22 protein-coding genes are annotated in these 25,891 nt (G+C 68.3%); 18 read left to right on the top strand and 4 right to left on the bottom strand.

What is annotated here, in order from left to right; translation table 11 throughout:
- Positions 1 to 219 precede the first annotated feature (219 nt).
- From DK459_RS04395 to DK459_RS04380, 4 genes are all read left to right on the top strand, one after another.
- The gene (locus tag DK459_RS04395; RefSeq protein WP_053498201.1) at positions 220 to 1,179 is read left to right on the top strand and encodes a LysR family transcriptional regulator; all 960 of its coding nucleotides are present in this window, start codon (positions 220 to 222) and stop codon (positions 1,177 to 1,179) included.
- Positions 1,180 to 1,306: 127 nt separating this feature from the next.
- A complete protein-coding gene (locus tag DK459_RS04390) occupies positions 1,307 to 1,894 on the top strand; it encodes a TetR/AcrR family transcriptional regulator (protein WP_006385997.1) in 588 nt (195 codons plus the stop codon).
- A 90-nt stretch (positions 1,895 to 1,984) separates the two neighbouring features.
- The gene (locus tag DK459_RS04385) at positions 1,985 to 2,503 is read left to right on the top strand and encodes a hypothetical protein (RefSeq protein WP_006385998.1); all 519 of its coding nucleotides are present in this window, start codon (positions 1,985 to 1,987) and stop codon (positions 2,501 to 2,503) included.
- Entirely contained in the window at positions 2,500 to 3,093 is a 594-nt protein-coding gene (locus DK459_RS04380) for a hypothetical protein (RefSeq protein ID WP_052102919.1), read from the top strand. Before DK459_RS04385 ends, DK459_RS04380 begins: the two co-directional genes overlap by 4 nt.
- Here the strand turns inward: DK459_RS04380 and DK459_RS04375 are convergent.
- Positions 3,030 to 3,452, bottom strand: a complete 423-nt coding sequence (locus DK459_RS04375) for a hypothetical protein (RefSeq protein WP_110134492.1) — start codon at positions 3,450 to 3,452, stop codon at positions 3,030 to 3,032. The genes DK459_RS04380 and DK459_RS04375 overlap by 64 nt on opposite strands.
- Positions 3,453 to 3,774: 322 nt before the next feature.
- On the opposite strand from DK459_RS04375, the gene DK459_RS04370 reads away from it, so the two are divergent.
- Positions 3,775 to 4,686 carry a LysR family transcriptional regulator gene (locus DK459_RS04370; RefSeq protein WP_006386001.1) on the top strand — a complete coding sequence of 304 codons (912 nt, stop codon included), beginning with the start codon at positions 3,775 to 3,777 and terminating at the stop codon, positions 4,684 to 4,686.
- 7 nt (positions 4,687 to 4,693) lie between these two features.
- On the opposite strand, the gene DK459_RS04365 is transcribed toward DK459_RS04370, so the two are convergent.
- Positions 4,694 to 5,608 (bottom strand): LysR family transcriptional regulator, encoded by a 915-nt coding sequence (locus tag DK459_RS04365; protein WP_006386002.1) that lies wholly within the window; start codon positions 5,606 to 5,608, stop codon positions 4,694 to 4,696.
- A gap of 73 nt (positions 5,609 to 5,681) precedes the next feature.
- Between DK459_RS04365 and DK459_RS04360 the strand changes: the two genes are divergently transcribed.
- The 4 genes from DK459_RS04360 to argE all read left to right on the top strand — a co-directional run bounded on the left by DK459_RS04360 (position 5,682) and on the right by argE (position 10,781).
- Positions 5,682 to 6,881 carry a pyridoxal phosphate-dependent aminotransferase gene (locus DK459_RS04360; RefSeq protein ID WP_110134491.1) on the top strand — a complete coding sequence of 400 codons (1,200 nt, stop codon included), beginning with the start codon at positions 5,682 to 5,684 and terminating at the stop codon, positions 6,879 to 6,881.
- Between the two features lie 106 nt (positions 6,882 to 6,987).
- Complete coding sequence (locus DK459_RS04355) at positions 6,988 to 8,595, top strand: thiamine pyrophosphate-binding protein (protein WP_020926441.1); 1,608 nt, start codon at positions 6,988 to 6,990, stop codon at positions 8,593 to 8,595.
- A 63-nt stretch (positions 8,596 to 8,658) separates the two neighbouring features.
- On the top strand, positions 8,659 to 9,621 hold the full coding sequence (locus tag DK459_RS04350; protein ID WP_054473594.1) for a tripartite tricarboxylate transporter substrate binding protein: 963 nt from the start codon (positions 8,659 to 8,661) through the stop codon (positions 9,619 to 9,621).
- Positions 9,621 to 10,781 (top strand): acetylornithine deacetylase, encoded by a 1,161-nt coding sequence (gene argE / locus DK459_RS04345; protein WP_024070349.1) that lies wholly within the window; start codon positions 9,621 to 9,623, stop codon positions 10,779 to 10,781. The genes DK459_RS04350 and argE overlap by 1 nt, the downstream gene beginning before the upstream one ends.
- Positions 10,782 to 10,797: 16 nt before the next feature.
- Here the strand turns inward: argE and DK459_RS04340 are convergent, their stop codons facing one another.
- The gene (locus tag DK459_RS04340) at positions 10,798 to 11,769 is read right to left on the bottom strand and encodes a DMT family transporter (protein WP_035182098.1); all 972 of its coding nucleotides are present in this window, start codon (positions 11,767 to 11,769) and stop codon (positions 10,798 to 10,800) included.
- 171 nt (positions 11,770 to 11,940) lie between these two features.
- Between DK459_RS04340 and DK459_RS04335 the strand changes: the two genes are divergently transcribed.
- From DK459_RS04335 to dsbG, 4 genes are all read left to right on the top strand, one after another.
- Positions 11,941 to 13,137, top strand: a complete 1,197-nt coding sequence (locus DK459_RS04335; protein WP_020926445.1) for a CaiB/BaiF CoA-transferase family protein — start codon at positions 11,941 to 11,943, stop codon at positions 13,135 to 13,137.
- A gap of 80 nt (positions 13,138 to 13,217) precedes the next feature.
- Positions 13,218 to 14,177: a tripartite tricarboxylate transporter substrate binding protein gene (locus DK459_RS04330; RefSeq protein ID WP_110134490.1), complete on the top strand. Its 960-nt coding sequence runs from the start codon at positions 13,218 to 13,220 to the stop codon at positions 14,175 to 14,177.
- A 45-nt stretch (positions 14,178 to 14,222) separates the two neighbouring features.
- On the top strand, positions 14,223 to 15,428 hold the full coding sequence (gene acdA, locus DK459_RS04325; RefSeq protein WP_053498217.1) for a 3-sulfinopropanoyl-CoA desulfinase: 1,206 nt from the start codon (positions 14,223 to 14,225) through the stop codon (positions 15,426 to 15,428).
- A gap of 329 nt (positions 15,429 to 15,757) precedes the next feature.
- Entirely contained in the window at positions 15,758 to 16,525 is a 768-nt protein-coding gene (gene dsbG, locus DK459_RS04320) for a thiol:disulfide interchange protein DsbG (RefSeq protein ID WP_110134489.1), read from the top strand.
- Positions 16,526 to 16,541: 16 nt separating this feature from the next.
- Here dsbG and DK459_RS04315 read toward each other — a convergent pair whose 3' ends face one another.
- The gene (locus DK459_RS04315) at positions 16,542 to 17,018 is read right to left on the bottom strand and encodes a hypothetical protein (protein WP_054499226.1); all 477 of its coding nucleotides are present in this window, start codon (positions 17,016 to 17,018) and stop codon (positions 16,542 to 16,544) included.
- Positions 17,019 to 17,187: 169 nt separating this feature from the next.
- On the opposite strand from DK459_RS04315, the gene DK459_RS04310 reads away from it, so the two are divergent.
- The 5 genes from DK459_RS04310 (at position 17,188) to DK459_RS04290 (ending at position 25,854) form a co-directional block, all read left to right on the top strand.
- A complete protein-coding gene (locus DK459_RS04310; protein ID WP_233256755.1) occupies positions 17,188 to 20,553 on the top strand; it encodes an ATP-binding protein in 3,366 nt (1,121 codons plus the stop codon).
- 66 nt (positions 20,554 to 20,619) lie between these two features.
- Positions 20,620 to 21,126 carry a sigma-70 family RNA polymerase sigma factor gene (locus DK459_RS04305; RefSeq protein ID WP_020926453.1) on the top strand — a complete coding sequence of 169 codons (507 nt, stop codon included), beginning with the start codon at positions 20,620 to 20,622 and terminating at the stop codon, positions 21,124 to 21,126.
- A complete protein-coding gene (locus DK459_RS04300) occupies positions 21,108 to 22,115 on the top strand; it encodes a FecR domain-containing protein (RefSeq protein ID WP_223203240.1) in 1,008 nt (335 codons plus the stop codon). Before DK459_RS04305 ends, DK459_RS04300 begins: the two co-directional genes overlap by 19 nt.
- Positions 22,116 to 22,249: 134 nt before the next feature.
- On the top strand, positions 22,250 to 24,754 hold the full coding sequence (locus DK459_RS04295; RefSeq protein WP_020926454.1) for a TonB-dependent siderophore receptor: 2,505 nt from the start codon (positions 22,250 to 22,252) through the stop codon (positions 24,752 to 24,754).
- Between the two features lie 95 nt (positions 24,755 to 24,849).
- Positions 24,850 to 25,854: a ligase-associated DNA damage response exonuclease gene (locus DK459_RS04290; RefSeq protein WP_110134487.1), complete on the top strand. Its 1,005-nt coding sequence runs from the start codon at positions 24,850 to 24,852 to the stop codon at positions 25,852 to 25,854.
- Positions 25,855 to 25,891: the final 37 nt, after the last annotated feature.

Raw genomic sequence — 25,891 nt, 5'->3', positions numbered from 1 at the left:
CGTGTTGACGCCGGGCGGGCGGGGGACGGAGGCTTGCGGCATGGACGGATCCCGGAAAGAAGGCGGATGCCCCATCGTAGTGGCGCCGAGGCCCGCAACGGTTGCCGAATCGCCGTGCTGGTTTGCGAAATCCGCAAATCACTCGTCGGAAAAGACGTCCCTGGGAATAAAGGCCGGAAGTACACTTTCGAGGTGATTCTCTTTGAGGAATGCGCAAACATGATCGACCTCGTCGCGCTCAAGGATTTTCTGGTCCTGTGCCAGCTCAGGAGCTTCAGCCGGGCGTCCGAACGCTGCCACGTTTCGGTGTCCGGCTTGAGCCGCCGCATCCAGGGCCTGGAGCAGTGGCTCGGCGTGCCGCTGTTCGACCGTCGCAAGGCGGCGTTGGAACCGACCGACGCGGGCCTGCGCTTGCAGGCGGTGGCGACCGAGGTGGTCTATGCGCTGGAAGGCTTGCGCAAGTCGGTCCGCACCGACGCGCGTGACCGCCAGCAGCGGATCCGCTTTTGCGCGCCCCACATCATGTCGGCGGTGTTCTTCCCCGACTGGATTCCCCGCCTGCACAGCGATTTCCGGGACGCCAAATTCAGTGTCGAGTCCGACAACCTGCCGGAGTGCCTTGCCCTGCTCGACGAAGGCGCGGCCGACTATGCCGTGGCCTTGTTCGACGCCGGCGGGGCGGTGGCTCGACGCGTCGGCCTGTCCGCCGAGGGCGGCGGACTGCGCTGGCTGGAACTGGGCGGCGAACGCCTGGTGCCGGTCAGCGCGCCCAATGCGGCGGGCCGGCCGCTTTACGACCTGGCGCGGGCCGGCGGCCAGGCCATCTCGTTCCTGGGCTATGCGGACGAATGCCATCTGGGCTGGTCATTGCGCCCCTTGCTGGATGGGCTGGACCTGGACCTGCAACAGAGCCACAACGCCAGCCTTACCGACGGCTTGCGGCTCATGGCGTTGTCAGGACTGGGCGTGGCATGGCTGCCGCTGTCGCTGGTGCGCGGCGACCTGGACGCCCGCAAGCTGGTACGCGCGGGTGGCGCGGCGTTCGAGGTGCCGCTGCGCCTGCGATTGCTGCGCGGGGATGCCATCCTGGCGGAGCAGGCCGAGCGGTTGTGGCAACACCTGCAGGCGTTGGCGCGGCCGGCGGCGGACGCGCCGCTGGCCGAGCTGGTCGCGGGTTGAAGCGGCATGCTTGACAGTCAACCAACCAACTAGTAGATTGGTTGCCGTATGCAGCCGTCCGGATCCGTCCGATGCGGCTCGGGCGCCAGGGCATCTTGCCCCCCGCCAGTCACCACAGTGAATTCCCATGAGTCTGGAGCTTTCCCCCCGGGCCATCGAGATCGTCGAGCAGACCAAGCTGCTGCTTGCCGCCGGTGGATACCACGGATTCAGCTATGCCGACGTATCCGAGCGGGTGCATATCGGCAAGGCCAGTATCCATCACCATTTTCCGACCAAGGCGGAGCTGGTGCTGGCGGTCGTGGCGCGGCACCGCGCGCAGGCGCGTGAAGGCCTGGCCGGACTCGATCGGCACGTCGAGGATCCGCTGGCGCGGCTTACCGCCTATACCGAGTACTGGGCCCAGTGCATCCGCGAGGGCTCGCTGCCCATGTGCATCTGCGCGATGCTGGCTGCCGAATTGCCGCTGATTCCCCCGGAAATCGCCGACGAGGTGCGCGCGTATTTCGGCGAGTTGAGCGGCTGGCTGGCGTCGGTGCTGGAAAAGGGCGTGGCCACGGGCCATTTCCGTCTTCGTGATGGCGTCCAGGCCGAAGCGCAGGCGTTCATGTCCACCGTCCACGGCGCCATGCTGACCGCGCGGGCCGTCGGCGATCCCGACGCGTTCGCCTCGATTACGCGCGCGGCCATCCGCCAACTGACCGCGCCTGCCTGACGATTCCCGCGATGCGCGCCGGCCGGCGCGCATTTTTTTGAACCATTAAACCTACCAACTAGTTGGTTGTTTTTCCTGGAGACTGCATCCATGCCTCATCCCATTTCCCCGCTGGGGGCTGCCCATACCCTCATCAGTCTCGTGCCCGCCATCGCGGGCCTGTACAGCTTCGCGCGTTATCGCGGAATCGACAGCGCGACAGTCGCCGGCAAGGTCTACCTGGGTGGATTGCTGGTGGCCGTGTTCACCGCCTTCGGATTGTCCAGCACCGGCGGATTCAACGCCGGCCATGCGCTGGGCATCCTGGCGCTGCTGTCGATCGCGGGCGCCTTGCTGGCGTCGCGCCTGCCGCCGCGCGTGCGGGCGCGGCCCTATCTGTCCCAGCTTGGGTTCTCGTTCAGTTTTTTCCTGATGTGGATTCCCGGCATTGCCGAAACGTTGACGCGGCTGCCGCTCTCGCATCCGCTTGCCGATGGGCCGCAATCGCCCTTGGTGCGTGGCGCGTTGGCGACGTGGCTGGCGCTGTTCGCGGTGGGCGTGGTGGCGCAGATGCTCTGGATCCGCGCGCAGCGCCGGCGCGAGCCCGCCATCCGAAGGGCATCGGCATGAGCGCCAAAGCCATTGATCCCATGGGCTCGGTCCGGATCGACGATGTCCGCGATCCCTACCGTGCCGAACGCCTGCGGGCACAGGCTCGGACCGAGCGGGCGGGCTTCGCGCGCACGCAGGCCGCGGCGTTGGCGCTCGCGCAGGCGGGGCGTTCGCAGGCCGCGGCAACGGCGGCATCGCCGCAACGCGGCGCGGGCGCCGGCAGGCCGGCCGTCGGCGTGCCCCTTGACCGGCTGGGCGATCAATACACTGCCCATTGCCTGCGCAATGCGATCCAGGCGTTCCACGACGCGCAGGCCCGCCTGCTGGCGCGGGGCATCGCGAACAACCAGGCTTTGCGCGAGGAACAGGCAGCGTTGCGCGCGCGCGCCGACGCGGCCAATGACCTTGGCACCATCCAGGGCCTGCTGCCGTTGCAGGCGCATCGTATCGCGGCGAGCCTGCCGTTGCTGCTGCCGCCACCACTGGCGGTTGTGGCCGGCGCCGCGGGCATCTCAAAGCGCGATCGCGCTTCGAGATGGATGGGTCAGGATTCGCAGGTCCATCCCGCGGGGGCGTGGTCGGCCGAAAACCGCAGCGACGGCCAGTAGCCCGGCATGAACCAGGCCGCGTCGCGCGGCGCGAGATGCAGGACGTAGCCGCCATCGGCCGTCATCACCAGGTCGGACGGCGCAAAGCCTGCCATGAAGGCGATGGGCGCATCGTCGGGATCGCCGGTTTCGCGGCCGGCCTGCCACAGGAAGCGCAACGCGGCGTCCAGGCGCGCCGGCAGCGCTTGCGCGATGGCGCGGGCCGATGCCAGCAGCGTGGCGGTGGCCCGAACTTCTTCCGCCAGCAACACCAGGCGCAGCCGGCCGCCGTCGGCCGACACGCAATCCAGCCAGGTTTCCCGGGCGGGAATGCCGTCATGCACGCAGGGTTGCAGCGTCGCGGATTGCGCCGTCGCCATCAGGCAGCCCCTTGGCCTTGCGGCCGCGATGATTCCCGGCGCGGCGGCGTCATGTCGCCGGACAGGCCTGCGACGTCCGCGCGTTTCACCGTGCCGCGGCGCCGGACAGGCGCTTCCAGGAATCGTTCGTGCAACTGCGTCATGCCGGCTCCGGTTCAGGGCCGCGGCGAATGGCGAAATGCCGGCGCGGTCTGCCATGATGCCATTTCCGGATCGCGCATTGAAGGCCCGCGCCGGGCAGGGGGCCGATGTATATACTCACTCGACATTTCAAGCGGCTCGTCTTCCGGCGGCCGTTCTCGATGCAAGGGGACCGTCGACAATGACAGACAAGGCCGCCAAATCCCTGTCGTTGAAGCAATTGGAACTGTTCATCGCGCTGGCGTCCTCGGACAACATCGCCAGCGCCGGCGCGCGCCTGGGGATGACGCCGTCGGCGACAAGCCATGCGCTCAAGACGCTGGAACTGACGCTGGGCGCGCCGTTGATCGACCGCAATGTCACCGGCGTCCAGCTGACCTACGCGGCGCAACAGATCCTGCCGCACGTGCGCGACGTGTTCGCGTCCCTGCAGGTGGTGCGGGCCACGGTCAGCGCCAGCGCGGGGCTGCGCGCCGGGATGCTGACGCTGGGATCGCTGGGCGCGAGTTCGTCGTTGAATATCCTTCCGCAGTTGCTGGAGATGTTCAAGGCGCGCTATCCGGGCGTCGACGTCTTCGTCACCGAAAAGCCCGATCCGGAAATGGAGCGCGCCCTGATCGAGCGCCGCATCGAGATCGGCGTGGTGGCGCTGCCCAAACCCGACTTCGATACGCTGCCCCTGGTGTCCGACGAACTCATGGTCGTGCTGCCGCAGGGGCATCCGCTGGCCAGGCTGAGCGTGATCGGCGTCAAGGACCTGGCCGCGTATCCGCTCATCATGACGCGCGCCGGCTCGCAGCCGGTGATCACGCGCATGTTCGAGCGCGCCGGCATCACGCCGCGCATCGCCCACGACCTCTCGCAGATCATGTCGATCCTGGAGTTCGTCAGGAGAGGCCAGGGCATTTCCGTGCTGGCGTCGCTGGTGTTGCCCGACCGCTACGACGGCCTGGTCTACCGGAAGATCGGCCCCGCGGTCAAAAGGCGCATCGGACTGGCCTGTCTGAACGAACGGCGGCTTTCCCCGGCCGCCCACGCATTCTGGACCATGGTGCGCGAGGCCGCGCCCGGCATGACGTTTCCGGTGATGTGACGGCGGCTCACGCGGTTGGCGCGTGTTTTTTCCGGCTGCGCGATTTGGCCAGTTTCCAGAACGCCGCGGCCGCGGGCGACAGCCGGCTTTCGTTGAGACAGGCCAACCCGACCCTGCGGGAAGTGAGGGGTGCGATCGCCTTGTAGACCACGCCGTCGTACCTGGCCGGCAGGGCCAGCGACGCCACCACCGAAATGCCTTCGCCGCGCGCGACGAAGTCGAGGATGGAGAGCATCTGCGACAGCTCGTGGGTCACTTTGAGCGAAACGTCGGCCCGGCTGAACATCCTGGCCACCAGCCCCTGTGAACCCGCATGCGTGAGGATGAAGGGGAACTGCGCCAGCCGCCCGACTTCGATCGTGTCCAGGCTGGCCAGCTCGTGCCGCGCCGGCACCACGGCCACCAGCTCGTCGTTGGCGATCGTCACGGTGTCGAACTGCGGCTTGGGCAGCGTGACGACGCCGATTTCAAGGCGCCGCTCTATCAGGTCCTGCACGATGTCCGCGTCGGCCTTTTCGAAGACCCTCAGGTCGATGCCCGGATACAGCTTGCGAAACTGCTGCAACAGCGGCGGCAACAGCCGCAGCGACGAGCTCAGGCCGAACGAGCCGATCTTCAGCATCCCGCTTTTCAGGCCGACGCTGGCGTTGGCCGTGGCCTGGATCAGTTGCAGGGCCGCGAACACGTCGCGCACGTGCGGCAGGATCTGCTCGCCCGCATGGGTCAGTTCGAGCTGCGGCGCATTGCGGTCGATCAGCAGCACGCCCAGGGTCGACTCCAGCGCGCGCAGGGCGTGGCTGGTGGCCGAGGGCGTCATGCCGATCTTGGCGCCGGCACTGGCGATGCCGTCGGCGCTGGCCAGGGACAACAGCAGTTCCAGCTGGCGCAGGGTGGGGACGTCGGGCCCGAGGGGCGAAATCATATTGAATCCAAATTCAATTGAGATTGAATCATGTGAATTCTAGACTGATTCCAACTCGTCAGGGATTCCGCCCATGTTCGCTCCCATCATCTCCGCTCTGCGCCTTTCCCCCATCCAGGTCATGGCGGAACGAACCCGCCAGGCCATCCAGCAAGGCCACAGCGTCATCGACATGACGCTCGGCGAGCCGGATTTCCCCACGCCGCAGCACATCGGCGAGGCGGCGATCCGCGCCATCCGCGATGGTGAAACCCGCTACACCCCCATCAACGGCAGCACGCGGCTGCGCGAGGCCATCGTCGCCAAGTTCAGGCGCGACAACGGCATCGACTGCTCCATCGCCGAGATCAGCGTGGGCTGTGGCGGCAAGCAGGTCATCTACCAGGCGTTCCTGGCGACCCTGAGCCCGGGCGATGAGGTCATCATGCCGGCGCCTTACTGGGCCTCCTACAGCGATATCGTCGTCATGAATGGCGGCGTGTTGCGCCCGATCATGACGTCGCCGCAGCGCGGTTATGCGCTGGCGGCGGCCGATCTGGCGGCGGCGATCGGCCCCCGGACCAAATGGCTGGTCCTGAATTCGCCCAGCAATCCCAGCGGCACCGCCTACGACCGCGCCCAACTGGCCGAATTCGCGCAGGTCATCCGCCAAAGTCCCCACCGGGATTTCTTCATCCTGGTCGACGATATCTACGAGCACATCCTGTACGACGGACGCGCCTTCCACACCCTGGCGCAGGTGGCGCCGGACCTCGCGGATCGCATCCTGACCGTCAACGGCGTGTCGAAAGCCTATGCCATGACGGGATGGCGCCTGGGCTACGCCTGCGGGCCGCGGCACCTGATCGAGGCGATGACCAAGCTGCAGATGCAGATCAATTCACACACCTCGTCCATCTCCCAGGCCGCGGCGGTGGCCGCGCTGGAAGGGCCGCAGGACGAAGTGCGGCGGCGTTGCCAGGCCTTTCAGCGCCGCCGCGACTTCCTGCATGACGCGCTTTCCGGGATCGCCGGGCTCCATACGCCGCGGCCCGAAGGCGCGTTCTACCTGTTTCCCGACGTGCGGGCCTGTCTTGGCCGCCAGGCGCCTGGCGGCGAACGCATCGCCGACGACGTGGCCCTGGCTGCCTATCTGCTCCGAGCCGGCGTCGCGGTGGTGCCCGGCTCCGGCTTCGGCATGCCGGGCTTCCTGCGGCTGTCGTACGCGACCTCGGACGAGAACCTGCGCATCGCCGCCGAACGCATGGCGTATGCCTTGGGCAACCTGACCTGAACGCCTTGCCCGATCGGCGCGGCCGGTCGGCATTCCTGCAACAAGGGGCGCGACGAGCCGACCGCATCGGCCCCGGAACCGCGTCCCGCTTTTTTCTGGATCATCCATGTCTACCGTTTCCCAGATCATCGGCCAGCGTCTTTATGAGGCGGGGTGCCGGCACGCGTTCGGCATCCCGGGAGGGGAGGTGCTGTCGGTCATGCGCGGCCTGGACGAAGCCGGCGTGAAGTTCACGCTGGTCAAGCACGAGAACTCCGGCGGCTTCATGGCCGAAGGCGCGTTTCATCGGTCCGGCGCGCCCGGCGTGCTGATCGCGACGCTGGGGCCGGGCGTCGCCAACGCCGTCAACGTGGTCGCCAACGCGCTGCAGGACCGGGTGCCGATGTTGTTTATCACCGGCTGCGTCGACGAGGACGAGGCCGCTACCTATACGCATCAGGTGTTCGACCACGCGGCATTGATGCGGCCGATCACCAAGGCATCGCTGCGCATGTCCGCCGGCGCCGCGCAGGCCATCATCGACAAGGCGCTCGCCATCGCCATGGACGACCCGCCGGGGCCGGTGCACGTGGATGTGCCGATTTCGGTGGCCCTGCAGGAAGTCATGCCCGCCAGGGGCGCGCGGCGCGTGCCGCCGGCGCCGGTGGCGCCGGCCGATACGGACCGCTTCCAGCAAGCCCGCGCCTGGCTGGCGGCGGCCAGGCGGCCCGTGATCATCGCGGGGGTCGAGGCCCTGCATCATCACGCGCAGGCGCAGGTCGAGGCGCTGGTGCGGGAGTTGAGGATTCCGCTGATCACGACCTACAAGGGCAAGGGCATCGTGGACGAGCGCAGCGACATGGTGATCGGCGGCATGGGGCTGTCGCCATTGGCAGACCAGGTCGTGCTGCCGCTCGTCCGCGAGGCCGACGTGGTCCTGCTGGCCGGCTACGACCCGATCGAGATGCGCGTGGGATGGCGCAATGTCTGGGCCGACGACGCGCGGGTGATCGAGGTGTCCGCGACCCGCAACACCCATTACATGCACCAGTCGGCGATCTCGTTCGTCGGCGATATCAGGCACAGCCTGGCCGCGCTGGGCGCCGGGCTGGCGGGGCAGTCGCAATGGACCGAAGGCGCCGTCGCCGATATCAAGCGCGCCATCGCCGCCATCTACCGCGCCGACGAGGAATGGGGGCCGGCCGCGATCGTCGATGTGGCGCGGGCGTTGCTGCCCGCGAACACCGTGGCCTCGGTCGACAGCGGCGCGCATCGCATCCTTTTGTCGCAAGTGTGGCAATGCCATGAACCGCGGACCCTGATGCAGTCCTCGGCGCTGTGCACCATGGGCTGCTCGCTGCCGCTGGGCATCGGCGCCAAGCTGGCCGAGCCCGAACGGCCGGTGGCCGTGTTCACCGGCGACGCGTGCCTGGAAATGACGCTGGGCGAACTGGCGACGGCCCGCGACGCGCGGGCGCCGGTGATCGTCTTCGTCTTTGCCGACGAATCCCTGTCGCTGATCGAGATCAAGCAGCGCGCCAACGGCCTGCCCAACCTGGGCGTGGATTTCGCGGGCACCGATTTCGCCGGCGTGGCGCGCGCCATGGGCGGCCTGGGATTCGAGGTCGGCAGCCGCGCCGAACTTGCCGCCGCGATTCGCGAGTCGCTGGCGTCGGATCGCTTTGCATTGATCTCGTGCCGCATCCCGAGAAAGGCCTACGACGGCCGCATCTGACCGCTGTTTCGACGACCAAGCCCCTGCAAGAGGGGCTTTTTCATAACCGGAAGGGGAAAACACATGAAGCGCCGTCATTTCATCCAGGCTTGCGCGTTGTCGCTGGCCGCCGCGTCGCGGGTCCAGGCCCAGGACCGCGTCATCCGTATCGTCGTGCCTTTCGCGCCGGGGGGCTCGGCGGACCTGATCCCGCGCCTCATCGCGGGGGCGCTGGCGGAGCGCCTCGGGCAGAGCGTCATTGTCGAAAACAGGCCGGGCGCCGGCGGCGCGGTGGGCGCCCTGCATGTATCGCGCGCGGCGCCGGACGGGCTGACGCTGGGAGTGGCCACGGTCAGTACGCATGCGATCCAGCCCGCCGTCTCGGCCAGGCCCGGCTACCAGCCCCTGCGCGATTTCTCCCCCATCTCCAATCTGGCCGACGTCCCCAACATCGTGTCGATCAATCCGCGACTGCCTGCCGCCAATCTGGTGGAGTTCGTCGCGCTGGCCAGGCGCAAGGACGGCGAGCTGATGTTCGGATCGCCGGGCGTTGGCTCGCTTGGGCACATGATGGGCGAACTCCTGGCGCAGACGACCGGCGCGCGCCTGCGGCACGTGCCGTACCGCGGCGCGGGGCCGGCCTTGCAGGACGCGATCGCCGGCCACGTCGACGTGCTGTGCGATAACCTGCCGGCCTCGCTGCCGCACGTGCAGGGCGGACGCTTGCGCGCGCTGGCGGTCGCCTGGCCGGGGCGTGTCGCGCAACTGCCCGACGTGCCGACATTTGCCGAGGCCGGCATCCCGGCGCTCAACGATCCCGCGTGGTTCGGCCTGGTCGGTCCGGCGGGCATGCCCCCCGCTTTGGTGGCGGCCTTGCAGGAAGCGGTCATGGCGGCATTGAAACGGCCGGAGGTCGCCGCCCGGATCGTGGAATTGGGCGCCGTGCCGCGCGCCAATGCGCCGGAGGAATTCTCCAGGCAGATCGGCGTCGAACTTGAAAAATGGCGGTCGGTGGCGAAACGCGCCAACATTTCCTTGGAGGCGTGATGGCATCCTCTCTTCCTGATGGCCTGCACGCGGCCCTGTCGTGGCTGGAGCGGCTGGTGGCATGCGAGACGGTGTCGGGCACGGCATCGAACCTGCCGTTGCTGGGGATGATCGAGGAGGCCTTGCGCGGGCTGGGGTTCCGCATCCGCTACACCTACAGTCCGGATGGGCGGCGCGCCAACTTGTATGCCAGCCACGGCGGCGATGTCGGCGGCATCCTGCTGTCCGGGCATACCGACGTCGTGCCGGTGGCCGGCCAGGAATGGTCGCGCGCGCCGTTCGAGCTGTCGCGCGAAGGCGACCGGGTCTACGGCCGTGGCGTATGCGACATGAAGGGATTTCTCGCCTGCGTGCTGTCGGTGCTGGCGCGGCTCGACCTGAAGGCCTTGAAGCGGCCCGTGCATGTGGCCTTCACCTTCGATGAGGAGATCGGCTGCATCGGCGTGCGCAGTCTGCTGGAGGATCTGCGCGGACTCGGCATCCGGCCCGAGGCCTGCGTGGTGGGCGAGCCGACCGGAATGGCGGTGGTGCGCGCCCACAAGGGGCGGCATGCGCTGCGGTGCCGGGTGCTGGGCCGCGCGGCGCATTCGTCCCTGAGCGGCCTGGGCGTGAACGCGGCGCAAGTGGCCTGCGCCCTGGTGGCGGAAATCACGGAGCAGGCCGGGCAGCTGGCGCAGCGGGAGGTGGACGAGGATTTCTACGTGCCGTTCTCCACCATGGCGGTCTGCCGCGTGCACGCGGGGCAGGCGGCCAACGTCATCCCGGAAAGCGCCGAATTCGACTTCGACCTGCGTTTTCTTCCCGGCGTCGATCCCGATGCCGTGCTGGCGCCGATCCACGCGCGCGCGGCCGAACTGCAGCGACGCATGCGCGACAAGGTCGAGGCCTCGCGGGTCGACGTCTTCCGCCGCACCGCGGTGCCGGCGCTGGTATCCCGGCGCGACGAGGACGGCATCGTCGCGCGCCTGTTCCAGGCGGGGGCGGGCAAGGGCGGCCACGTGGCGTTCACCACCGAAGCGGGCCTGTATCAGGCTGCTGGCATCCCGACGGTGGTGTGCGGGCCGGGCGATATCGCCCAGGCTCACACCGCGGACGAGTTCATTGCGGTGGAGCAGCTGGCGTTGTGTGAAGGGGTCCTGGCGCGCCTGCTGGCGCAATGACACCGGCGGACGGAATTCAGGGTTTGCCGCCCGGCGCGCCCTCCCGCGCTGCGCGGGCCAGGCGCTGGCCGCGCAGTTCCGCCCGGCGCCGGCCGACATGCATGAGCGCCATGCCGGAAATGGCCAGGGCGGCGCCGAGGAACAGGCTCTTGCTGGTGGGTTCGTCCAGCCACAGGCTGGAGAACAGCACGCCGAACACGGGCACCAGCGTGATGTAGCCCGAAGCCGCGCCGGCGCCCAGCGCTTTGACGCCCTCGAAGTACCAGGCATAGGCGACGGCTGTGGCGCCGAAGGCCAGGGCCAGCAGGCTGACCCAGGCATCCGCCGGCGCGCCGCGCAGCGCGCCCCAGGCCGCGGTGCCTTCGAATCCGATGCTGGCCAGCAGGAGCAGCAAGGCGCCGATCACGGTGGTGACCGTGGTGGTGGTCAATGCGTCCACGCCCTTGAGCACCAGCCGGCCGATCAGCGTGTACGCGACCCAGCAGGCCACGCAGCCCAGCAGCAACAGCTCGCCGATGCCGACCGAGCCGGGCAGGGCGGCGCTCGGTCCGTTGCCGCTGATCGCGATGTAGGCGCCGATGGCCGACAAGACCATGCCCGCCAGGATCGCCGGGTTCAGGTGCTCCCTGAACAGGATGGCCGCCAGCAGCAGCGTGGCGCCGGGATTGAGCGTCACCACGATGGCGGCCTTGCCGGCCGGCACCAGCTGCAGGCTCAGCATGAAGAAGGTCGAGTAGCCGAATACGCCCGCCATGGCCGCGGCGGCCAGGCCGAGCCACTGGTTGCGCGTCAGTTTCTTCAGGTCGCGCAGCGCGGACGCGCGATGCATCCACAGCACCAGCACCACGCTGGCGAACAGGAACCGCAGGCTGGCCGCGGCCAGCGGGGCCATCGCCTGCGCAACGACCTTGCCCCAGGACCACGACGCGCCCCAGAGCGCCGCCATGCCGACCAGGCGCAGGTGCGTGGCCATCAACGTATTTTTCATTTGTGCTTCGAAGGTGAGGAGGCGGTGGCGGCGAATCGGGACGATGCAAGCGTAGTGCGTCGTGGTGGCGTTGGCAACGTCAATTCGCGCGGGGCGTTCTTGAAAAAAATCTCAATTGAAGGTGAAGGGACCGAATTCTAGACTGCCTCGACATCAATCGTGGAGACAGGCATGCAGTCGATGATCCCCGGCGCGCTCGACGGCGTGCGCATTCTTGACCTTTCGCGCATTCTGGCCGGTCCCAGCGCCACCCAGCTGCTGGGCGATCTGGGCGCGGACGTGGTCAAGGTGGAGAAGCCCGGGGAGGGCGACGATACGCGCAAATGGGGGCCGCCCTACGTTGTCGGCAAGGATGGCCGCGACACGGACGAGAGCGCCTACTACCTCAGCGCCAATCGCAACAAGCGCTCGATCGCCATCGACATCGCCACCGAGGACGGGCGCGCGCTGCTGCACCGCCTGCTGGCCCGGGCCGATGTGCTGGTGGAAAACTACAAGGTCGGCGGACTGGCCAGGCATGGACTGGACTATCCCAGCCTGCGCCAGCGCTATCCCGGCCTGGTGTATTGCTCGGTCACCGGCTTCGGCCAGACCGGCCCCTACGCCCGGCGCGCAGGCTATGACTTCCTGATCCAGGGCATGGGCGGCATCATGAGCCTGACCGGCGAGACCGACGGCACGCCGATGAAGGTGGGCGTCGGTATCGCCGACGTCATGACGGGCATGTACGCGGCGGTCGGCATCCTGGCGGCGTTGCGCCATCGCGACGCGACCGGAGAAGGGCAGCAGATCGACATTTCGCTGCTGGACAGCCAGATCGCCTGGCTGGTGAACGCGGGCACCAATTACCTCGCCAGTGCAGAGGTCCCGAAGCGGCTGGCCAACGGCCATCCGAACATCGTGCCGTACCAGGTGTTCGAGACGGCCGACGGGCCGATGATCCTGGCGGTCGGCAACGATGGGCAATTCCGGCGTTTCTGCGAGGTCGCCGGCATCGAAGCGGTGGCGCGGGACGAGCGCTACGGCACCAACGTCGCGCGGGTCCGGCACCGAGAGGCCGTGTGTGAAGCCGTGCAGGCGGCGCTGCGCACCCGCCCGCGCCAATACTGGCTGCAATCGCTGGAGGCCGTGAACGTGCCGTGCGGACCGGTCAACGATCTGCGCGAGGTGTTCGAGGATCCGCATGTGCAGGAACGCGGCGCCCATCTGCGCATGCCCTGCGACTGGGCGCGCGATGGCGCGGTGAGCCTGCTGGCCAACCCCTTGAAGCTGTCGCGCACGCCGGTGTCGTACCGGCGTGCGCCGCCGCGCCTGAACGAGCACGTCGACGAGATCCTGCGCGATTGGGGCGGCGGCGCGCGGGCATAGCGCCCGCGGCCGCGGGCCGGTATCCGAAGCAGAAGCAATCAGGCCCCGATCCGAGGGCCGATCCACCAGAGGAGACAGACATGGACAGGAGACAGTTGTTGTTGCTTGCCGCGGCCGCCCCGTTCGGCAGGGCGCTGGCCGCCAGCGGATACCCCTCGCAGACGATACGGCTGGTCGCGCCGTATGCGCCGGGCGGCACCGTGGACATTCTTTCGCGGCAGCTGGCCGAGCCACTGCGCGCCGGATTGGGCCAATCGGTGATCGTCGAGAACCGTGGCGGCGCGGGCGGGACCCTGGGCGCGGACGCGGTCGCCAAGGCCAGGCCGGACGGCTACACCATTCTCTTCGGGGCGGTGCACCATGCGATCGCGCAGTCGGTCTATCCGAAGCTGGGCTACGACATCCGCGAGATGTCCGCGGTGGGTTTCCTGGGACGGGTCAATCACGCGCTCATCGTCAACAAGGACCTGCCGGCCGGCAATGTGGCGGAACTGGTCAGGCTGCTGAAGGCGGACCCGGAGAAGTACAGCTACGCCACCCCGGGCGCCGGCACCATGCAGCACCTGATGGCGGAGTACTTCAAGAGCGTGACCGGCACCCGGATGATGCACGTGCCGTATCGCGGCTCGGCGCCGGCCATCGTCGACATCATCGCCGGCAACGTGCACATGATGTTCGAGACCATGCCGTCGGCCATCCAGCACATCCGGGCCGGCAGCGTCCGCGCCATCGCGGTTACGTCCAAGGACAGGTCGGCCAGCCTGCCCGATGTCCCCACCGCCGCGGAAAGCGGCGCCGAGAACTACGACGCGACCAGCTGGTACGGCATCTATGCGCCGCCCGGCACTCCCGCGGATACGGTCGCGTCGCTGAACCGGGCCGTCAACGGCGCCTTTGCCGACGCGCCGTTCGCGCGGCGATGGGGGGAGCTGGGCGCGGACGCCGGCGGCGGCACGCCCGCCGAGCTGGCGCAGTTGACCCGGGCCGAGGCCGCGCGTTGGGCGCAAGTCGCGCGCAACGCCAACATCAAAGTGGGCTGAGCGGCGCGCGCTGCGCATTTTTTTCAGCGGCAATCAGGAGAAATCATGGTGGTACTTTCGAAGGAACAAGCGGCGCTGCGGCAGCGCGCCCGGGAGCTGGCCCAGCAGGCGTTCAAGCCGACCGCGGCGCACACCGACCAGAGCGAGCAGTATCCGTGGGACAACGTGCGCCAGCTGTGCGACCAGGGGTTCATGGGGATGACCATCCCCCGCGAATACGGCGGCCAGGGGCTCGGCCACCAGGACACGATCATCGTGGTCGAGGAGATGGCGAAGGCGTGCGCGACCATGGGCCGGATCACGGTCGAGGCCAACATGGGCGCGATCGGCGCCATCATGCGGTACGGCACGCATGAACAGAAGCAGCGGGCCGCGGCCTGCGTGCTGGCGGGCGACAAGCCGGCCATCTGCATCTCGGAGCCGCAGGCGGGCAGCGCCGCCAGCGAGATGGCGACGCGGGCCGTGCGGCATGGCGACGACTATCTCATCAACGGCGAGAAGTACTGGATCACCGGCGGCGGCGTTTCGCGCCTGCACCTGATATTCGCCCGCGTCATCGAAGACGGGGTCGACCAGGGCATCGGCGCGTTCATCCACATCAAGGACGATCCCGCCCTCCAGGACGGGCTGGCGGTCACGCAGCGGTCGTACGCCATGGGGGTCAGGGGCATCCCGGAGACCTATCTGCGCTTCACCGACCTGAAGGTGCCCAGGTCCATGCTGGTCGTGCCGCCCGAAGGACTCAAGCGCGGGTTCGCGGGGTTGATGCAGGCATACAACGCGCAGCGCGTCGGCGCCGGCACCGTGGCGCTGGGCATTGCGCAGGGCGCTTTCGAAGAGGCAGTGGCATACGTGAAGCAACGCCACCAGTTCGGCCGCCCCATTGCCGAATTCCAGGGCTTGCAGTGGATGATCTCGGACATGGCCATCCAGCTCAACTGCGCGCGGCACATGCTGCACGCCGCGGCCAACAGCGGCACGCCGGAGACTTTCGGCTTTCCGGACATCTCGCTGGCCGCGCAGGCCAAGATCGTGGCGGCCGAGACCGCGCAACGCGTCACCAACGACGCCTTGCAGCTGCATGGCTCGTCCGGCTATGGGCGCGACCTGCCGCTGGAACGCCACGTGCGCGACGCGCGCATGTTCACCATCGCGGGCGGCACCGCGCAGATCCTGCGCACCCAGGTGGCGTCATCGATCCTGGGGATGAAGCTGCCACAGACGCGCGACGGCTATATCCGGGGGCGGTGACGGCATCGCGGTCCGGCCCGAGCCTGGCGGGATTTTGTTGCAATTGTCATGGATTGCCGCCCGGCCCCAGGCATAACGGTGTTGAATCTGTCGCGGAACAGGAACTGGGGAGTCTGGCGTGCCGCTAGAGTTCGCTCCGATCGAGTCGGCATTCATGGAGACGCTGCAGCAGGCCGGCCTTGTATGACTGGATGACAGTGCTGTGGGTATCATTGATTCCCTTGGCGTTGGCGCTGGCCGCATTGGCGGCCAGCGTCGCTGGCGCGCAGCGGCCCGGATAGCCTTTCGCGCGGCCGCGCCATCCCCCGATTTCAGCAACAGGAGTCCCCATGATTCGTCCGCATGCGCCCAGCCGCATCCTTTTCGCCCTGGCCGCCATGCTTGCCGCCGCCGGCAGCGAGGCCCAGGATCGGCCCGCCGTGCTCAAGGCGCTGGAGACGCGCGGCCTGCGCGTGGTGCAGGAATTCAAGGTCGACGGCAACCTGCGCGCCTTCGCCGGCGTGGCTGGCGACCAGCCCGTGGCGATCTATGTCACCCCCGATGGCAACGCCATCGTCGGCGCGCGCCTGGATGCCCAGGGCAAGCCGCTTGACGACGCCAGGATCGAGGCCCTGGTCAGCAAGCCGATGGGCGACCAGGCCTGGGCGCAGCTGGAAAAATCGACGTGGGTGCTCGACGGCCGGAAGGACGCGCCGCGCATCATCTACACCTTCAGCGATGCCAATTGCCCCTATTGCCACAAGTTCTGGGAAGCCGCGCGTCCGTGGGTGGATTCCGGCAAGGTGCAATTGCGGCATGTGCTGGTGGGCGTGATCCGGCAGGACAGTCCCGCCAAGGCCGCCGCCATCCTGGGCGCCGCCGATCCGTCTGCCGCGTTGATCGAGAACGAACACAAGTTCGACAAGGGCGGCATCACGCCTGCCAAGAGCGTGCCCGACAACATCGGCAAGATCCTCGACGACAACCAGGCGCTGATGGTGTCGCTGGGCTTTCGCGGCACGCCGGGCATCGTCGTGCGCGACGACAGCGGCGCGCTCAAGAAGTACAACGGCATGCCGCAGGCCGGCAAGCTGGCCGAGGTGTTCGGGCCGCGCTGACGCGGCCGCGCCTGGTTCAGTACGCGCCGGCGGGCAGGACGTCCGCGAGATACGCCCCGGGGTCCGGCGCCGGATTCAGCATATGCCGTACCCAGGCGTCGCGCTCGTGCGCGGTAACCACCAGTTCCCAGACGCAGGCCAGCGCTGGCGCCTGCACCGGGGCGTAATGGCCGGGACGCGCGAGCGGCGCCGACAGCATGCGCTGGCAGGCGATGCCGCCCGTGATCCACCAGTCCACCAGCAGCCATACGGCTTCCTGGCCCACATGCACCATGCAGAAGCCCAGGCCATGGCTGCGGGCGTCCTGCGCATGTTCGGCCAGCGCCTCGCCCGCGGCCGCGCGCGCCGCGGCGGCGAGCGCGGCATCCAGCAAGGGCGCCGGATGGCGCGCATCGTGATGAATGGCGTAGGCCTTGAGGATGTGGCCGGCCAGATTCCAATTGCCCTGTGGTTCGAAGCGCCGCGGCAGATAGGGTTCGGGGGGATGGGTCATGAGAGCCGGCCGGTGGAAGGACGAGGCCATTCTACTTTGCCATCGGCCAAGGACAGTTACCGCTACTCACCACTTCCTGTCTTTTGCGTATAGCCCTGCGATACCATCGAAGCATCCGGCCAAGCCTGGCGGTCGCCGGATCAGGCGGCTCTTTCCTACAGGAGAACCCTTGCAACTCGACCCGAGTTTGAAATTCCTGCCAGATCAGGGCGAGGTCGCGCGGCATCTGCGGCAACTGGATTGGGACTCGACTTCGATCGGGCCGCCCGCCCTGTGGCCGCAGAATCTGCGCACGGCATTGAGCCTGTGCCTGAGTTCCCGCTTTCCCATCCTGCTCTGGTGGGGCGAGGATTTCAGCGTCCTGTACAACGATGCCTATGTTCCGTTCCTGGGCGCCCACAAGCATCCGGCGGCGCTTGGCCGGCCCGGGCAGGAATGCTGGAGCGAGATCTGGCCCGAAATCGGCCCGATGCTTGCGGGTGTCTATCGCAGCGGCCAGGCTACCTGGTCCTACGACGAGGAATACTATTTCGACCGCCACCTGCCGCGCGAAGAAGTCTACGTCACCTTCACCTACGGCCCGATCCTGGCGGCGGACGGCGTCACCGTCCAGGGCGTTTTCTGCCCCTGCACCGAGACCACCGAGAAGATCGTCAGCGCGCGGCGTCTGGAAACCTTGCGCGAGCTCGGCGCGCAGCCGGTGCCGGCCGCCGGGCCGGCCGCCACGGCGGGGCGTATCTGCGATGTGCTGGCGCGCAACCCGCGCGACGTGCCGTTCTGCCTGATCTATCGATGCGGCGACCCGGACTTCGAACTGCTTGCCGCGACCGGCGTGAATGCGCAGTCGCGCCCGGCGGCCCACTGGCCCCTGGCCGCCGTCGCCGGCAATGGCGAACCGCAGACCGTGGCGCTGGCGTCGTTGGGGCTGGCATTGCCAGGCGGGCCCTGGCCCGATCTGGCCGCATGGGCGCGCATCCTGCCGTTGCGCTGGACCGCTGACGGCTCGGTCTCGGGCGTCATGGTGCTGGGCGTCAGTGCGCGGCGGCCGCTGGATAGCGCCTACCGCGACTTCCTCGACCTGGTCGCCCAGCATTCGGCCAGCGCCATCGCCAGCGCCGTCGCCTATGAGCAGGAGGCTCGGCGCGCCGAAGTCCTGGCGGAGCTGGATCGCGCCAAGACCATTTTTTTTTCCAACGTCAGCCACGAGTTCCGGACGCCGCTCACGCTGATTCTCGGACCGCTGCAACAGGCGCTGGCGCAGCCGTCGGCAGGCCTGGAACGCGAGACGCTGGAACTGCTGTTGCGCAATGCGCTGCGCCTGCAGAAGCTGGTGAACTCGCTGCTGGATTTTTCGCGTATCGAAGGGGGCGGCATGGTGGCGCGGCTGCAGCCCACCGACCTGGCCCGCGCCACCCAGGAGCACGCCAGCGCGTTCCGATCGGCGATGGAGGGCGCGGGGCTGGCCTTGTCGGTACAGTGCGACGCGGTGCCCACCGTGCTCATCGATCGCGACTGGTACGAAAGAATCGTGCTGAACCTGTTGTCCAACGCGTTCAAGTACACCTTGCGGGGATCGATCGACGTGGCCTTGCGCGACAGCGGCGATGAGGTGGTCCTGTCCGTGCGGGATACCGGTGTCGGCATCGCCCGCTCGGACCTGGCCAATATCTTCCAGCGCTTTCACCGGGGCCAAAGTCCGGCGGCCCGCAGCCACGAAGGCTCGGGTATCGGGCTGGCGCTGGTGCGTGAATTGGTCAAGCTGTTGGGCGGCGCCATCAGCGTCGATAGCGAGCCGGGCGTGGGCAGCGTGTTCACGGTCACGCTGCCCAAGAAACAGGCGAGCGCGGCCGATGGCAAGGTCGCCCACGAACCCGTCGCGGGCAATGCCACGATGCAGGCCCGGCAGGAAGCGTCGCGCTGGCTGGCCAACGCATCCCCGGCGCTTGCATCCGCGGGCGCCGCCAATCGCCCGCGGATCCTCTGCGCTGACGACAATGCCGATCTGCGCGAGTACCTGCGCAGCCTGCTCGCCGCTGATTACGATGTGCGCATTGCCGCCGATGGCGCGACAGCCCTGCGCAGCGCGCGGCAGGATCCGCCCGACCTGGTGATCACCGACATCATGATGCCTGGCATGGACGGGCTGACCTTGCTGCAGGCCCTGCGCGGCGATGCGCGAACGCGGACCGTGCCGGTGATCCTGCTGTCGGCGCGCGCCGGGCAGGAAGCGCGCGTCGAAGGCCTCGATGCGGGCGCCGACGATTATCTGGTCAAGCCATTCTCGCCCGCCGAATTGCAGGCGCGGGTTGGCGCGCATTTGCGGTTGGCGATGTTGCGCCAAGAAACCCAGGCGGCATTGCGTGACGCCAACGAACGCAAGGACGAGTTCCTGGCCATGCTGGCGCATGAACTGCGCAACCCGCTGGCGCCGCTGCACAATGGACTGCACCTGTTGCGGCATTCGGAGGTGGACGCCGCCGGCACGGTGCGCGTCCATGAGATGCTCGCGCGCCAGGTCAGCCACATCGCGCGGCTGGTGGATGACCTGCTGGACATCGCCCGCATCAACAGCGGCAAAATCCTGCTGCGCAAGGCGCCGGTGGACCTGGTGGAGCTGCTGCGCAACGCGCTGGAGGCAAGCCGCGGACAGATCGAGGCGGCCGGACACACCGTGAGCGTGACCCTGCCGGAGCAACCGGTGATGATGCAGGCCGATGTGGTGCGACTGACGCAAGTGGTCTCCAACCTGCTCAACAACGCGGCCAAATATACCGACCGGGGCGGCCATATCGTCCTGAAGGGCACCCAGGATGCGGCGGGCGAATTCATCCTTTCGGTGCGGGATAACGGACGCGGTATTCCGGTGGATATGCTGACACGTGTCTTCGAGCCTTTCGTGCAGGTCGATGGCCGGCGCGGGTCGGGCGGCCTGGGCGTGGGGCTCACGCTGGTGGCGCGCCTGGTGGCGTTGCACGGAGGCAGCGTGAGGGCGGCGAGCCAGGGACCCGGAACGGGCTGCGAGATCGTCGTGCGCCTGCCGGTGCAGGCCGCGTCGCCGCGCCAAGTGGCGCCGCAAGGCGGCCAGGCCGCGCCCAGGCAGAAACTTGGTCGTATCCTGGTGGTGGACGACAACACCGATTCCGCGGACACGACCGCCATGGTGCTCCAGGCGTTCGGCGCGCAGGTTGGGGTTGCGCGCGACGGCCGGCAGGCGCTGGCCATGCTGGACGAGTTCGCGCCGGCCGTGATGCTGGTGGACATCGGCATGCCGGGAATGGACGGCCACGAGGTGGCGCGACGGGTACGCTCGGCGCCGTCGGGCCAGGGCGTCGTGCTGATCGCCATGACGGGGTGGGGCCAGGACGAGGATCGCCGCCATTCCCACGAGGCCGGGTTCGACCATCACCTGGTCAAGCCGGTGGATTTTCCGGCGTTGGAACAACTGCTGGTTTCGCTGGCGCGCCGGCGGCAGCGACGGGGCCCGGCGGGGCTTGATGGCGGCGCGGCCGCTATCCAGGTCGGGAAAATTAGATAATAATAATCGTTCCCATTAAGTTCTATTGCCGCCGTCATGCCGTTGCCAGGCTGGCGGCCTCCTGCCTTGGATACCTCCGACTACGCGATCCCGCCCAGCGTGGAAACCCTTTACGGCGACCATCATTCCTGGCTCCAGGCCTGGCTGCGCCGTCGGCTCGGCAATGCCGCCGACGCGGCCGACCTGGCGCAGGACGCGTTCGTGCGGCTCCTGACCACGCCGCGCCGCTTCGGCAGCCTGCCTGAAGCGCGCGTCTACCTGCGCACCATGGCCGGCGGCCTGTGTGTCGACCTGTGGCGCCGCCGGCGTATCGAACAGGCCTGGCTCGACACGCTCACCGCCCAGCCCGAGGCGCTGGCGCCGTCGGCCGAACATCAGGCGATCGTGCTGGAGGCGCTGCAAGAGATCGACCGCCTGTTGCGCAGCCTGCCCGTGAAGGCGGCTCACGCCTTCGTCATGGCCTCCGGTTGCGGCATGAGCGAAACGGAAGTGGCGGCGGAGCTGGGCGTCAGCACCCGCATGGTGCGCAAGTACATCGCGCAGGCCATGCTGCATTGCCTGAAGACGCTTTGACGACGATGGGCATGCCGCCGCAACGGGGGCACGGGGAGCACGCGGTCCTGGAGCAGGCCGCGCAGTGGTTCGCGCTGCTGCAATCGGAAGAGGCCACCGCCACCGACCGCGAGGCGTGGCGGCGCTGGTGTGATAGCGCCGAGGCGCATCGCGCGGCCTGGGCCCAGGTCGAGCGCGTCGGCCAATTGTTCCGGCCCATCCAGACGGCGCCCGATCCCCATGGCGCGGTCGGCGCCTATCGTGCCGCCACCGCCAATGCAACCCGGCGCCGTGTTGTCCTCGGTCTGGCGCTGGGGGCCGGCGCCGGCCTGACGAGCGGGGTGGCCTGGCGCTACTCGCCGCTGGCCGGCCTGGTCCTGGCCCGCATGGCCGACCATCGCACTGCCACCGGCGAAGTCCGGGAGGTCTTGCTGGCCGATGGCACACGGGTCTGGCTGGGAACGGCAAGCGCCTTCGACACGGACTTCGGCCCGGCGCTGAGGCGCCTGCGGCTGGTCGCGGGCGAAATCCTGGTCAGCACGGCCGGCGGGCAGCAACGGCCGTTCGTGGTGGATACGCCGCAAGGCCGGCTGCGCGCGCTCGGCACGCGCTTCACCGTCAGGCTGGACGCCGGCATCACGCGTATCGCGGTCTACGACGGCGCCGTCCAGGCGCATGGGGCCGATGGCGCCGGCGTGGTCATCCCCGCCGGTTGGCAGGCGCGCCTGACGGCGACGGGACTGTCGCCGATCGAGCCGGTGGACCCGGCCAGCGAAGGCTCGACGCGGGGCTTGTACATTGCCCGCAATGCGCCCCTGGGCGAGGTCTTGCGCGAACTCGGACGCTATCGCGCCGGCCTGCTCAGCGTGTCGCCGGAGGTGGCGGATCTGCCGGTGTTCGGCAGCTACCCGATGACCGAACCCGAACGGGTACTGGCCATGCTGGCTTCGGTCATGCCCATCCGCGTCAGCCATCCCCTGCCGTGGTGGACCCGCGTCACCCCCCGTTGACGGGGCGCCGGCAGGGCGTGGCGGCGGTGGCGCATTTTTTTTGCAAAAGCGGTTCCTGTTTTGGGTGGCTCGTTCGATGAAGCGGGTGAAAGGTCTTCGGACCATCCCCCAATTGCCCATTTGAGGAAGCCCGCATGTCCATCCGAACCCTCCGGCCCCGTCACTTCACCGAGCCGGCGCGCCGCCCCGATGCGGCCCGCCGCGCGCCGCTCGCGCGCAGCCTGGCACAACTGGCCTGCGCCGGGGCGCTGGTGGCGATGGCGGGTGGATTGCCGGTCGCCGCCGCCCAGGAGGCCGGCGCGGTGACGGACGGCGCGGCGCGCCGCTACGACATCCCGGCCGGCCCGCTCGATGCCGTACTGGCGCGCTATGCGGCCGAATCCGGCGTGCTGCTTGCCAGCCCGCCCGGCCTGGTGCAAGGGCGCCACAGCCCCGGGGTGCAGGGCACCTACGATTCACAGGCCGCGCTCATGGCGGCGCTGTCGGGAACCGGCGTGGAAGCGGTCAGGGATGCCCAGGGCCAATACCGGCTGCGCGCGGCTACCAGCGCCGAGGTTGCAACCCTGGCGCCGGTCACCGTGCCGGGTCTGGGCATCGCCACCACCGAAGGCACCGGTTCGTACGCTTCGAACGTGGTGACGATCGCCAAGGGCGACCAATCATTGCGCGAGATCCCGCAGGCGGTCTCGGTGATTACCCGCCAGCGCATGGACGACCAGAACATTACCGATATCCGCGACGCGCTCAATCACGCGCCAGGCGTGTCGATGGTGGCGAACGAGCCGGGCGGGCAGTTTTATTCGCGCGGATTCTTCATCCAGAGCTACCAGTTCGACGGCGTGCCGCTGGAACGGCAGCTCTACGCGCGCGGTTCGGCCTTCAATTCCGATGCGGCTCTCTATGACCGCGTGGAAATCATGCGCGGTCCGCAAGGGCTTTTCGAAGGAGCCGGCGACCCGTCGGGCTCGGTGAACATGGTCCGCAAGCGGCCGACGCCGCAGCGCCAGTTCGTCTTCACCGGCAAGGCCGGCTCGTGGGACCAGTACGGCGCGCAGGCCGACCTGGGCGGCGCGCTCAATGACAGCAAGAGCGTGCGCGGCCGCGTGGTGGTGAACTACGACACCGCCGGTTCGTTCCGCGACTATATCAACTCCCATGACCGCACCTTCTACGGCGCGCTGGACATCGACCTGGGCGCCGCCACCACCGTCGGCATCGGCTACAGCCGCGAGAAGCCCTATGGCGTGATCGACTGGTCGGGCCTGCCCAACTATGCCGACGGGTCCATGCCCGACTATGCGCGTTCCACCAACCTGAGCGCGCCGTGGAACCATGCCTCGAAAACGCAGGACACCTGGTTCGCCGACCTGACCCACCGTTTCGCCAATGGCTGGAAATTCAAGGCCGCCCTGGTGCGCGTGCAAGAGGCCAACGACATCAAGTACCTGCTGCGCACGGGACGGTTGGGACCGCCCAATACCTACCGTGGCGACGCCTATGCGTTCGACATGGAGTCCAGGAACCTGGGCGGCGACACCTATCTGACGGGGGATACCACGCTGTTCGGCCGCAAGCTCGGCCTCACGGTGGGGGCCAACTTTTCGCACCTGCGCAGCAACGACACCTGGGGTTGGCTGCGCAACGTCGAAACCCTGAACCGCAGCCCGTATCAACGATTCACCGCGCCCGCCCTGAACAGCGACGAAATCATCGCGGCCAACCGCATGGACGATGGCTATCGTTCCGACAAAAAGGGCTTGTACGCCAGCGCGCGCTACCAACTGGCCGATCCGCTGCTGCTGGTGCTGGGCGGCCGCTACTCCTGGTACAAGCAGACCTACATTTCCAATGGGGTCTGGGGCTACAGCGAGACCACGGCCGAGGAGTCCGCGGAGTTCACCCCCTTCGTGGGGGCCGTGGTCACGCTCGACGACCAATGGTCGGCGTATGCCAACTACGCCGACATCTTCCGCCCGCAGAGCCAACGCGGCGTTTCCGGAGAATTCCTTGCGCCGGTGACAGGCCGCAACTATGAGCTGGGCCTGAAGGGTGAGTTGCTGGACGGCCGGGTCGATGTGGGTCTTGCGTTGTTCCGCACCGAGCAGAAGAACGTCGCCTTCGAGGATACCGACGTCCCGCAGGCCGTGGCCAACGCCCAGTGCGGCGGCACCTGCTACCGCCCCACGGCGCAGGTGCGCAGCCAGGGTTTCGAGGCCGAGATCAATGGCGAGGTGCTGCCTGGATTGCAGCTGTCCGCCTCATACACCTATACGCAGACGCGTCACCGGAGCGCCGATGTGCCGGCGGTGGGTTACGACATCTCGGCCAACACGGGGATCCCGCGCCATTTGGCGCGCCTGTGGGCCAACTATCGCCTGCCGGGGGAATGGAGCCGCTATTCGGTGGGCGCCGGCCTGACCACCCAGAGCAAATCGTCAGGCTTCGGCTATTACGGCCGCGAGCAGGGTGGCTACACCGTGCTGGACGCGCGCCTGGGCTACCGCGTGGACGAACGTCTGTCGTTCGCGTTGAACCTGGGCAACCTGACCGACAAGAAGTACTACAGCTCCATCAGCTACGACCACAATTACTACGGCGCGCCGCGCAATTACCTGCTGACGGTGCAGTACAGGATGTAGCGTCGGCGGCGCCGCGTTCGCGGTATAACCGACAGATGCAGCGCCGCGGCTCGCGCACCCCGCGCGAGCCGCGCCCGCCAGATCGGGAGACAGTCATGGCCGACATCGTCCAATTGCGTCCGGAAGGCTTGTATTGCGCCGCGGGCGGGTTCTACATCGATCCCTGGCGCCCCGTGGATGTCGCGGTCCTCACGCACGGCCATGGCGACCATGCCCGCGCAGGCATGGACCGCTATCACACCAGCGTCGAGGGCCTGCCGATCCTGCGGTGGCGGCTGGGGGACCAGGACTATCGCGTCCATGCGTACGGCGAGCCCTTCACGCTGGGCCGCGCGCGCGTCTCGCTGCACCCCGCGGGCCACGTGCTGGGATCCGCGCAGGTGCGCGTCGAAGTCGATGGCCAGGTGTGGGTCGTGTCGGGCGACTACAAGCGCCAGCCGGACCCCACCTGTACGCCGTTCGAGGTGGTGCCTTGCGACACCTTCATCACGGAAGCGACCTTCGGCCTGCCGATATACCGCTGGCCCAGCGCCGCCGACGTGGCGCGCGACATCGTGCAGTGGCGCGACCACTGCGCGGCGCGCGGCGAGGCCGCCATTCTCTACTGCTATGCGCTGGGCAAGGCGCAGCGCGTGCTGGCCGAGCTGATGCCTTTCATCGACCGCCCCGTCTACCTGCATGGCGCGATCGCCGCGGGCGTGGACGTCTATCGCGGCGCGGGCGTGGCAATGGCCGATACGCGCCTGGTCATCGACGCGGAAGGGGCGCCAGCGGCCGCGGGCACGGGATTTGCTGGCGAGCTGGTCCTGGCGCCGCCCTCGGCCGCCGGCAGTGCGTGGCTGCGGCGTTTCCGCAAGGCCCAACATGGTTTTGCCTCCGGCTGGATGCGGCTGCGCGGCAACCGGCGCCGGCGCAACATGGACCGTGGTTTCGTCGTGTCGGACCATGCGGACTGGCCCGATCTGCTGCGCACCGTCCGCCAGACCGGTGCGCGGCGCGTCATCGCCACGCACGGCGACACCGACGCGCTGGTGCGCACCTTGAACGAATCAGGCATCGCCGCCGAGACGCTGGCCACGCAGTACGGCGAAGACGACTAGGAGCCGCGCCCTTCCGTGCTGGCCGGCCGTGCTGGCA

The organism is Achromobacter sp. RW408, assembly GCF_003184165.1.
GTDB classification, from domain to species: Bacteria; Pseudomonadota; Gammaproteobacteria; order Burkholderiales; family Burkholderiaceae_B; genus Achromobacter; species Achromobacter xylosoxidans.
The sequence above is the reverse complement of the archived record's forward strand: the minus strand, read 5'-3'. Positions and strand labels throughout refer to the sequence as shown.

Coding starts and splice junctions, on each gene's coding strand:
- acdA (WP_053498217.1), top strand. CDS start 14,223: ATGGTGGTACTTTCGAAGGAACAAGCGGCGCTGCGGCAGCGCGCCCGG.
- DK459_RS04380 (WP_052102919.1), top strand. CDS start 2,500: ATGAGCGCCAAAGCCATTGATCCCATGGGCTCGGTCCGGATCGACGAT.
- DK459_RS04395 (WP_053498201.1), top strand. CDS start 220: ATGATCGACCTCGTCGCGCTCAAGGATTTTCTGGTCCTGTGCCAGCTC.
- dsbG (WP_110134489.1), top strand. CDS start 15,758: ATGATTCGTCCGCATGCGCCCAGCCGCATCCTTTTCGCCCTGGCCGCC.
- DK459_RS04340 (WP_035182098.1), bottom strand. CDS start 11,769: ATGAAAAATACGTTGATGGCCACGCACCTGCGCCTGGTCGGCATGGCG.
- DK459_RS04385 (WP_006385998.1), top strand. CDS start 1,985: ATGCCTCATCCCATTTCCCCGCTGGGGGCTGCCCATACCCTCATCAGT.
- DK459_RS04375 (WP_110134492.1), bottom strand. CDS start 3,452: ATGGCGACGGCGCAATCCGCGACGCTGCAACCCTGCGTGCATGACGGC.
- DK459_RS04315 (WP_054499226.1), bottom strand. CDS start 17,018: ATGACCCATCCCCCCGAACCCTATCTGCCGCGGCGCTTCGAACCACAG.
- DK459_RS04390 (WP_006385997.1), top strand. CDS start 1,307: ATGAGTCTGGAGCTTTCCCCCCGGGCCATCGAGATCGTCGAGCAGACC.
- DK459_RS04350 (WP_054473594.1), top strand. CDS start 8,659: ATGAAGCGCCGTCATTTCATCCAGGCTTGCGCGTTGTCGCTGGCCGCC.
- DK459_RS04360 (WP_110134491.1), top strand. CDS start 5,682: ATGTTCGCTCCCATCATCTCCGCTCTGCGCCTTTCCCCCATCCAGGTC.
- DK459_RS04295 (WP_020926454.1), top strand. CDS start 22,250: ATGTCCATCCGAACCCTCCGGCCCCGTCACTTCACCGAGCCGGCGCGC.
- DK459_RS04355 (WP_020926441.1), top strand. CDS start 6,988: ATGTCTACCGTTTCCCAGATCATCGGCCAGCGTCTTTATGAGGCGGGG.
- DK459_RS04370 (WP_006386001.1), top strand. CDS start 3,775: ATGACAGACAAGGCCGCCAAATCCCTGTCGTTGAAGCAATTGGAACTG.
- argE (WP_024070349.1), top strand. CDS start 9,621: ATGGCATCCTCTCTTCCTGATGGCCTGCACGCGGCCCTGTCGTGGCTG.
- DK459_RS04290 (WP_110134487.1), top strand. CDS start 24,850: ATGGCCGACATCGTCCAATTGCGTCCGGAAGGCTTGTATTGCGCCGCG.
- DK459_RS04330 (WP_110134490.1), top strand. CDS start 13,218: ATGGACAGGAGACAGTTGTTGTTGCTTGCCGCGGCCGCCCCGTTCGGC.
- DK459_RS04335 (WP_020926445.1), top strand. CDS start 11,941: ATGCAGTCGATGATCCCCGGCGCGCTCGACGGCGTGCGCATTCTTGAC.
- DK459_RS04365 (WP_006386002.1), bottom strand. CDS start 5,608: ATGATTTCGCCCCTCGGGCCCGACGTCCCCACCCTGCGCCAGCTGGAA.